This is a genomic window from Acinetobacter sichuanensis (assembly GCF_003024515.2).
GTDB classification, from domain to species: Bacteria; Pseudomonadota; Gammaproteobacteria; order Pseudomonadales; family Moraxellaceae; genus Acinetobacter; species Acinetobacter sichuanensis.
Window position 1 is genome coordinate 62868 of the sequence record NZ_PYIX02000023.1, and the last position, 9353, is coordinate 72220.

9 protein-coding genes and 2 pseudogenes are annotated in these 9353 nt (G+C 33.6%); 4 read left to right on the forward strand and 7 right to left on the reverse strand.

Annotated features, from left to right (window positions below):
• Positions 1-110: 110 nt before the first annotated feature.
• Positions 111-310 (forward strand): annotated as a pseudogene (locus C9E89_RS13625) (IS3 family transposase); the annotation flags it as partial.
• 243 nt (positions 311-553) lie between these two features.
• Here C9E89_RS13625 and C9E89_RS13630 read toward each other — a convergent pair.
• Together C9E89_RS13630 and C9E89_RS13635 are read right to left on the reverse strand one after the other, a co-directional pair.
• Positions 554-1081 (reverse strand): alcohol dehydrogenase catalytic domain-containing protein, encoded by a 528-nt coding sequence (locus C9E89_RS13630; protein ID WP_228199043.1) that lies wholly within the window; start codon positions 1079-1081, stop codon positions 554-556.
• A 72-nt stretch (positions 1082-1153) separates the two neighbouring features.
• On the reverse strand, positions 1154-1852 hold the full coding sequence (locus C9E89_RS13635) for an aldehyde dehydrogenase family protein (protein ID WP_228199045.1): 699 nt from the start codon (positions 1850-1852) through the stop codon (positions 1154-1156).
• On the opposite strand from C9E89_RS13635, the pseudogene C9E89_RS13640 reads away from it, so the two are divergent.
• Positions 1837-2178 (forward strand): annotated as a pseudogene (locus C9E89_RS13640) (transposase); the annotation flags it as partial. The gene C9E89_RS13635 and the pseudogene C9E89_RS13640 sit on opposite strands and share 16 nt — an antisense overlap.
• 29 nt (positions 2179-2207) lie before the next feature.
• On the opposite strand, the gene C9E89_RS13645 reads toward C9E89_RS13640, so the two are convergent.
• From C9E89_RS13645 to C9E89_RS13665, 5 genes are all read right to left on the reverse strand, one after another.
• On the reverse strand, positions 2208-2894 hold the full coding sequence (locus tag C9E89_RS13645; protein WP_107008886.1) for a hypothetical protein: 687 nt from the start codon (positions 2892-2894) through the stop codon (positions 2208-2210).
• Between the two features lie 69 nt (positions 2895-2963).
• Entirely contained in the window at positions 2964-3377 is a 414-nt protein-coding gene (locus C9E89_RS13650; protein ID WP_107008887.1) for a (deoxy)nucleoside triphosphate pyrophosphohydrolase, read from the reverse strand.
• A 5-nt stretch (positions 3378-3382) separates the two neighbouring features.
• A complete protein-coding gene (locus C9E89_RS13655; RefSeq protein WP_107008888.1) occupies positions 3383-4213 on the reverse strand; it encodes an HNH endonuclease in 831 nt (276 codons plus the stop codon).
• A 16-nt stretch (positions 4214-4229) separates the two neighbouring features.
• The gene (locus C9E89_RS13660) at positions 4230-5552 is read right to left on the reverse strand and encodes an McrC family protein (RefSeq protein WP_107008889.1); all 1323 of its coding nucleotides are present in this window, start codon (positions 5550-5552) and stop codon (positions 4230-4232) included.
• Between the two features lies 1 nt (position 5553).
• Positions 5554-8202 carry an AAA family ATPase gene (locus C9E89_RS13665; RefSeq protein ID WP_107008890.1) on the reverse strand — a complete coding sequence of 883 codons (2649 nt, stop codon included), beginning with the start codon at positions 8200-8202 and terminating at the stop codon, positions 5554-5556.
• 220 nt (positions 8203-8422) lie between these two features.
• Here C9E89_RS13665 and C9E89_RS13670 point away from each other — a divergent pair, with 220 nt between their 5' ends.
• A complete protein-coding gene (locus C9E89_RS13670; RefSeq protein WP_107008891.1) occupies positions 8423-8665 on the forward strand; it encodes a hypothetical protein in 243 nt (80 codons plus the stop codon).
• A 214-nt stretch (positions 8666-8879) separates the two neighbouring features.
• On the forward strand, positions 8880-9353 hold a 474-nt coding region (locus C9E89_RS13675), incomplete at its 3' end, for a tyrosine-type recombinase/integrase (protein ID WP_147305723.1).

A 9353-nucleotide genomic window follows, 5' to 3' on the forward strand; every position in this document is an offset into this window, starting at 1 on the left:
AACATACGTAATGAAAATTAAACTTTCAAAATATGAAATATTACTGTCATTAAGTCATCGTATTGAACCGCGCTGGGTGTGTTGGAGAGTCAATATAAAAGACTACTCCTATGAAAAAATCAAACTATATCCCTGAAATCTAAGAAAGAGCAGTTCAACTTTTTCTTGAATCCGAAAAATTACGCTCCTGAAACTCTACATGTTTGGTTTGGTATCAAAAATATTTAGATAAATAAAAAACCCAATGAAAGTACAGCAACTTTCAGATCAAGAACGAATTAAACAGCTTGAACGTGAAAATAAAGAACTGCTGATCATCCAAACCAACTATGGGTAAATGATTTTACGTATATTCAAACCAATATAGTATTCAAATGATTTTAGGAATGTGTATTTGAGGAGTAGAGTGGTAATGCTCCCCGCAAATAATCGAGTTTAAAAGTAGAAAATCGAATAACCTTTATCCAAGGAGATTTCCTATGAAAACATCTAAATATTCAGACAGCTTAATCATGAGTATTTTAAAACAAACTGAAGCTGGAACACCTGTTCCTCACACCGTACCACTACCAGTTTGAATACCACATCCTAAAGGACCTAATAATCTCAGGTCCACGTCATGATCCACTTTAACGACATTATTTTTATTTGCTAAAGCATAGGTAGCAAACGAAGACTGTCCAAAAAAGGTAGAATAATTTTGACCATCCTTACGCAATCGATAGGTTTGATCTTGTAGTTTTCCACCAAAATTGAGTTCAATAGTGCGTATACATAAATTATGGTGTCCCGTAAGACATTGGGTGCAAGAGTTACAGTATGAATAAGATAGGACGACATGATCACCAACTTTTAAATGAGTAATATTTGAACCAACTCTTTCAATAATTCCTGAACCTTCGTGTCCTAATACTGCTGGTAAAGGTACACCATGCCCTTTAATTGACTCTGCGTCAGTATGACAAATACCAGACGCGACTATTTTTATAAGAACTTCATCTTCTTTAGGTTCATCGATTTCAATTTCTTCAATTAATAATGGATGATTTTTTTCTTTCGCAAGAGCAGCTGTTATTTTCATACATTTTTCCTTAAATGTAGCTGTTATCTAGCTTTTGGCTAGATAACATATGAATTAATACGGTTTAAAATTTTATTTAATGAATCGGATCGAATGTGGCTCAAGATAAGATTTCAAAGTTTCATTAATGTCTAATTCACGACCAATACCACTTTGTTTGATACCACCGAATGGCATACCAAGTTGTAAAGAATCAAAGCTATGGCTATTAATAAAGGTACTACCAGCTTCTATCTTTTGTGCAATCTCATAAGCAAACTCAATATTGTCAGACCAAATAGATGAACATAGGCCTTGCTCATTATCATTTGCATATTCAATAGCTTGTTCTACAGTTTCATAACCAATCAGTGGAATGATAGGTCCAAATTGTTCTTGCTGAACAATCTCTAATGAATTATCTAAAGTTTTAACTACATGAGGTAAGATATAATATCCCTTATCCCACTGTTCTTGATTTAATTTTTGACCTAACTCACGTATTTCACATTGATCCGATGCTTTTGTATTTTCAATAAATTTCTGTACGATTGACCACTGCTTTTTATTGTTGAGTGGTCCAAAATTTGCCTCTGAATTTAAGCCATGTCCAACTTTATACTTATCAACCTCTTCACACAAAAGGTCAAAATAAAGATCAAGCTTATCTTTCGGCACATATATGCGCTTAACTGCAAAACAAATTTGTCCACTTCGTGTAAAAACACCCTTTAATAATTTGGGTAGGATAGATTGGAAATTGATATCTTCTAGAATATGACACCAAGCAATGCCGTCAGGTCATCGCAGAGCGACAAGCGCATGCGGTGCTTCCACCAAGAAAAAATGCGAAACCTTGGAAAGATACAAAGACTAGCTCGCTAGAGCGAAATGAATTACTTCGAACAGTTAAACGTTTAGGCAGGACACTATGGAAAAAATGGTCAGGCTATCATCGGCGAAGTTTGGTCGAAACCAAAATGCATTGCATCAAATTATTAGGCGATAAACTCAGTGCAAGAAATTTCCAAAGCCAAGTCAATGAGATGCATGCACGTGTAGCAGTATTAAATAAATTTACGGAGTTGGGCCGACCTCATACCCAAGTTGTCACTTAAATTTGGATAACTTGGGGGAAAGTTTAGCTTTATGCTTCTTTTAGATTTTCCGATGCTTCATTTTTTAAATTTGGCATTTTATGATGATAGAACAAATCAACTGTGCCACTAAGAATACCTGGCTGCCGGTAAAAAATACCTTTTTGCCATTTACTTACATCGTATTTTTTATCTTTAGCTATTGAAACCAATAAGTCTTTTTTCAGCTTACGTAATATTTGATTCTGTGCAATATCACACACAATAAACTCATCAAAAAAAGGCTGTGCATCTTCACGAGTTAATACTAAATATGCTTTCCCTTGTAAATTTATCGATTCACTGTGGAACTTAAGTAGGGTACTTAAATCAAAACCAGCACGTGTAATCTCTTCAGAACTTGCTCGCTTCTTATGTTTAAATTCAATCAGAAATAATTCACCTGATGGCAACACTAAATTTACATCTGCTGCTCGTTTACCACTCTCTCCAAACAATTCATGTTCAAATGAAATCCAAGCCTCATTTAAAAACGAAGCTTCTATATTCTCTGAAAGATTTTTTAGCGTTTTGTACATGACATCAAACTCATGATGCCATGCCATGATTTGCTGTTCTGAAACAGTTTTTATCCAATCAAATTCTTGACAATAATTACTCAACTGTTCAATAAACTTCTGTTTATCTACTTGTAAGAACTCTGCCCAATACCCCGACCACCCAGAAAACTGTTCCATTATTTATCCTAAAATTATTCTTAGTTGCTAATTAGATTTAAAAAAAATACTAAAATTAAGTATAAAAACTCAATAAGACCTTTTACTTAATAGATAGTTTTTTATTTCAGGAATTACGGGAATATCTGCCTCAGCCCAATCCAAATGATGCAGGTCTGCGATGTCTAACCATACAGCTTGAATATGCTCATTAAGTATCAAATTCCCTTCAATTTTATTACATATGAAACAATGCATTACTAAATGAAAATCTGGATAGCTATGTTTCACAGTGATAAGTAATTGCTCCGGTACCACATGTATATTCAGCTCTTCTAAGATTTCCCTTGTTATAGCCTGTTCTAAGCTTTCATCAATTTCGACCTTACCACCTGGAAACTCCCATTTGTAACTCACATAATCAAATTTAACTTTACCCTTTTGCACAGCCAAAATTTTTTCATCATTAAGAATGATGGCTGCGACAACTTCAATAATTTTCATTGCATTTAGTTCTCTAAAGCTAAGTTCTGTATTTTGGACAACAATTTAGCTTTATCTTGTTCTAAATCTAAAATATGTATACGTTTATGACAGTTTGGACAGAGTGCAACTGTGTTAAAAATCGTATCCTCTCCGCCTCGTGCCAACCAAGCAATGTGATGTGTTTCTAAATACGGCATTCCTTTTTTATCTTCAAATGGTGCCGTTTGATTACATAATTGACATATACCATTAGCTAGACGTTTTGCATATTCACTAACGTATTCATTACGAACATATTGTATAACTGTAGTCTTATATCCATTGCTTTGTGGATTACTTTTTAAAGCACGGTTTAGAAGTTCTTGTTGTGACAATTTCTTTGCATGTTTGTGTTTCTTTTCCTGCCAGGCTTTAACATCATTCTGATTAATATAACGTTCACCAGTCTTCAGTTTTAATGGAAAGATATAAACCGTACGAAGTTGACCATTCTGATCAGGTTGCTTCTCTGTATATGGTGCCTGAATCAGATCAACTGGTCCTAAGTAGGTATATTCATTAACCTTAAATTGTTCGAATAAACAAACTTGAACTCCATTTACTGAAGATTCGTTCAATGTTTTATTTTGATTAAAGTCTAGAGATTGGTCACCATTTAGCCCCATACCTGTATAGAGCAATATGTCACCATCCCATCGGTCTTCGTAAATTGACTCTACATGACTTGAGATAATAATTAGGCTATTGGTCTTCTTGGCACGACGCATACCACCTGAATTACCACAACCAAAGACCTTATATAACTCATGGTTTGTAAGTTTATGACCAATTTTTAGTGTATCGATTGATAACATTTTTTAGAAAAATCCTTTAAATCATAGCTTCTATATGCTCTTTTCCAACCAAAATACCTGCTTCCAAATCAAAAGGGAGTACAAATAAACTAAGTTCATCTGAATAGTTAAATTTAGGCAAATTTTCCATAAATTTTTGATGTTTTGGATAGATCAAAATCAACTGACCTTTTTGGCCAAAATACTTATTACCATACGCATTCATTTGATACAAATCAGCCTGGCTGATTCCATATTTTTCAGTGGAATTAGCCCTCTCTTGATCAATAAATTTCCATTTGGTATCGAGGATAACCTGACAGTTCCCCGCCTTATAGATAGCTAAATCAGGTTCTAATGCAAACCAGTTTTGTAATGTGCTATTGTTAGGTATGTGGCTCACCAATGTTTGTCGACTCGGTTGAATCTGTAATCTATGGCCAGGTTTTAACTGAGTTTTTAGCTTTTTCGCCACATATTTTTCGAAAAGCTGTGGCATAGAAAATAATAAAGACATTCCACGGCGTTCGCCATTTTGAAATGATGGGTTGATATTCAGTAATAATAGCTCACACCATGGTTTTATATCTTCGTATTGACTAAATAACTTACCTTCACGCCATTGCCCTAAGCTTTCAACAGGATCATGACATATTGGTATCTCATTCATTAATTCAGTAAAGTTATGCCCAATAACGATGGAATGATCATTCCTAGTCATTTCTAATGCATAAATTAACGCTGTTTTAATTAGTTTGTTTTCAATACCATTAAATAAGAACTCATCATATTCAATTGCAAATAGATGATCCTTTCCTACTCCATGATTGATTTGTTGTTGAACTAAAAGTCGGCCTTTGAGATACGGCTGCTCATCTTGTACCAACTCATAATCACGTTTTAGACCATGGTGTATAAGCTGATCAAGCTCCTCCAAAAAGCGCTGAATAATCCATTCATGTAGCGGCAAATCAGTTTGCTCTAAATCAGCTTCGCTAATCTGTTTAGGCCGTATGTCATAGACCTCAGAAAGCATGTTTCTTAATATCCGCTTAGACTTTTCAATCTGACTGTCACCCAATTCAATTTTAGGTAAAATTTGAATCTGCTCATTATTGAAAGGGCTTTGTATATAGCCGACATAAGCACCCAGCTTAAAACTGTTACGCCTTACATCATCTAATACAGGAACCTGTTCTGTTTCCTCTGTATGAGGTGCTTGGTACTTATCAACGATCCAATCCAAGGTCTCTTGGCTAATATAAGCTCTTCGGCTTGCTATCACCGTATCAGCAGCCTTATCAGTCACTACAGTCTTTTGATAAGACTGTAGCTCTGCGTATTCTATTACCGTAATCATCTTACTTATAGATCTGTTGAAAACGTTTTAGATCACTAAAGCAGTCTAGATTTAGTTCAACTGCAAACAATGGATTTCCTTTTGGTTGCTGTCCATAGCCAAAGATATCTTCACCAAGATTTAAGTCCTGAATGATCTTTCGCTCATCCGTATCATCTGGATGATCATTCAGTACCAAACCGATATGTTTTAAATTACTAAAGAAATATTCTTGTAATAACGGGATGATCTTATTTTCAAAAATTCGTCGTAATGTTTGCAGATACTCAGCTTGGTCCATTTCCGAACATAAGGGCATGAAATAGCTATGACCAATTTGATAATCTTTACCTTTTAAATATTGAATACGTTGGTTCATTTTTTTGAGCATTAGAGGAATGTCCACATCATGTTGCGATGCTTCCATATCCTTTAGAATTTGGCTATCTGGACCAATTTCCTTAAACTCAAATCGACGGCGCAGAGCTAAATCTAACTGTGTTAGTGACTTATCTGCCGTATTCATCGTACCGATGAGATATAAATTTGAAGGTACAGTGAAAGATTCTTTTGAATATGGCAAAGTTAACTCACGTGCATCAGACTTACCGGCACGTTTATCATCTTCAATAAGCGTAATGAGTTCACCAAAAATTTTTGAAATGTTGCCACGATTGATTTCATCCATCACCAAGACATAGTTATGATTCTGTTCTACAACAACTTCAGATGTTGTTAAACCATCGATCTCAATATTTTGCTTTTTTAACTCTTCAATGATATTTGACCAACTCATTCTGTATAACTCATATACAGTTTTTAAAGTTAAATTCGTCTGATTATTTAACGCTAAGATATTTAAACTGATATTCTTCGCAATCCAATTTACATCTCTGACATGTGCATAGTCATCTTTATCAATCGCATCATAGTAATAATCAGATTTCACAATACCAATAGCTTGAATTGTTTGCTGATCTTTCAAACATAAAACGATGTCACCAATTTTCATTCTTGAGCTAAAATCATTCAAAGTAGAATGTGTATTTGACTTCAATGAATCATAATACAATTGCTCTTTTTCAGTAAGGTCCTCTCTTAAATCACCAACATTACTCCAGCCAATTCTTGCTTGACCATTTTCAAAATATCTTTTACGTCGTTCTGTTTCCCAACGCTCACCTAAAGATATCTTCCAAATAGTTGGCTCTTGGTTCAATCCTATATCTGATTGATTAATACCTTGTGATTTCATCGCTGCAATAGCAATACGCTTAAAAATCCCATCTTCAACCTTATAAGCAATATTTTTCTCTTCTTCAGGAATATATGCTTTTAAACCTTCAATGAAGTCTTCATAACTAAAACTTTGGTGAAAAGTGGTAAAAGCTATTTGCTTTGCCTTAATTAAATCATCATATTTTTCTTTAATTATCTTATGACGTTCGATAATGTCGATCACTGTTAGTGAGGCATACCACACTGGATCAGCAATTTGAACAGCCAATTCTGTTGTGGCATATGTTTTACCTGTGCCAGGAGGTCCGTATAGAATTTGATTTAAGGGATGATTTACCATTTTTTCCTCATTTTTTTTGATATCTATTTTTATACCTAAATCATCAATAAAGCTCTTTTCTTCACTGATATTACAACCGTCGTATAAATCTAAAATATCTAAAACATTATTCCAGCTATGCAATTCATTTTTAATTCGGAAAACACATACTTCTTTGCCACAAAGATTAGGTGCATTTTTTTGACTTAGATTCGAGTTACCTACAACTCGCCATTGACTAGAAATTTCTATATCTAACGTGTGCTCTAAAATGATATTGAAATTATCTAAATCTATAATATTTTGACCAGCAGATTTATTCTTCTTTACCCCAATTTCTAAAGCTAACTGTTTTTGTGAATGATTGATAAAACCTTTAATTTTATCTGTACCTTCACTAATTTTTTGATAATTCGTTTCTAATAAAATATCTAGATTTTCTGCATTTAGATCATAAGTATTTATAAACCAACATCTATGAGAAAGCTCAGCAAAAGAGTAGTTAAATCTCTCAGTCAATTCATCCAAAACAGCTTTATAATCAACCCATAATTTTTTTTTCTTAGCACTTAAAATGTTGTTTTCAATTAGCCAATGTTCCGTTTGACCATCTAGCGGAAAAAATTTACTAGGGAATAACATAAACATCATTTGGCTTAACTTGCCTATAGCCGTTTGCTTAATCTCTAAGGCACTATTAAATAATAGTTCTAGCTCTTCACTCCTGTGAATAGCAACAAATAATTTCCATAAAGTTTTAATATCTGAATTTTGACGTTCTTTTGCATAAGCAAATAACCATGCGCCTAAAGGCAGAACATTAGGAACCCCCGAATAATCTGAAGGAGTTTCTAGATTTAAGTTTTCTAGATCACTTAAATTCTGAATCAATTGATTTCTTTTTTCTTCACCATGTTTCAATATGAGTGCGATAAAACTAAAAGGATCAATTTCTTGTAATAGGAAACTGTTGCCATTGTTATCTTGATCATCTAAACCTTTATTTACACCAATTTTTTTAAGGAGTTGAATTAAATACTCTTGGTTATCTTCATACTGTAATAACCATTCTGAAATTTTTTCGAACGTTCCAACCCAAGTAAATTTTTCCATTTTTCACTCAATAAAGTAAAACTAATTTTTATCTGTAATAATTTAATCAAATTAACTAAATTTAAACCTAACTCTATCAAATTCTACTAGAAAATTATCTAAATCTTTAAACTAATTTTATTGATTATGAATGCTCGACTTAAAAAATTTTTACACTTACATCACCTTTACCAATGCTTAGTTAACTGATGCCCGTGAAAAAGCTAAAGAGCTTGCTGTAATGGGCACACAAGGGATTGACCCTAAAGTTGAAAAAGATAAACGTATTAAATCCGACCAAGAATATCTTAAGACTGAAAAACGAAAAGAAACTTTATTCAAAGAAGCTTGGAATATTTATCTTGACGAAAATAAAAAAGATGGGAAAAACTCACCTATCCTGATCATTTATCGCTATCAAGAGGCGGTTTTGATGAAATCAAAAAATTTAACTATAAGCCTCAGCCTATTTTTGAATTATTAGAAGAAAAGCTCTCAAACCTTGATAACAACTATTTTTCAGACTGGACTCAAAATAATAGTTACCGAGGAACATCAGCTAGCAAAGCTTACCGTCTCGTTAGAGCCTTTTTAAATTGGTGTGTAGAAGATGATAGATTCCAAAGAGTAGCTCCTTTAAATGCCATTGAATCCAAAAAAGTAAGATCTAAAGTAAAACCAATTCAAGCAAGAAAGGATTGCGTACTAAAAGAACAGTTGGAAATATGGTTTTCTACTGTTCTCAACTCCCAAACAAGGCCTTGGCTGCATTTTATATCTATTGTTTATTAACTGGTGCTCGCAAAGAAGGATTTCTATCACTAAAATGGGACGACTTGGATTTTAGATGGAAGACGATCCAACTAAAAGATAAAGTTGAAGATAGTGGTCGTACCATTCCAATGACTAAGTATATTGAAAAACTATTATGTGACATAGAAAAAACAAGCGTTTCATCTTATATATTTAGCAGTAAGACCTCTGCGACGGGATACATTGTCAATCCCTACAAAGAATTTAATAAAATCTGTAATGAAATAGATATTCAGCTAACAATATATGACCTCAGACGTTCATTTAAGTCATTGGCGGAATGGGTAGATATTCCTTTAGGTGTCACTGCACAAATATTAGGTCACAAACCTAGTGCTTTAGCAGAAAAACACTACATT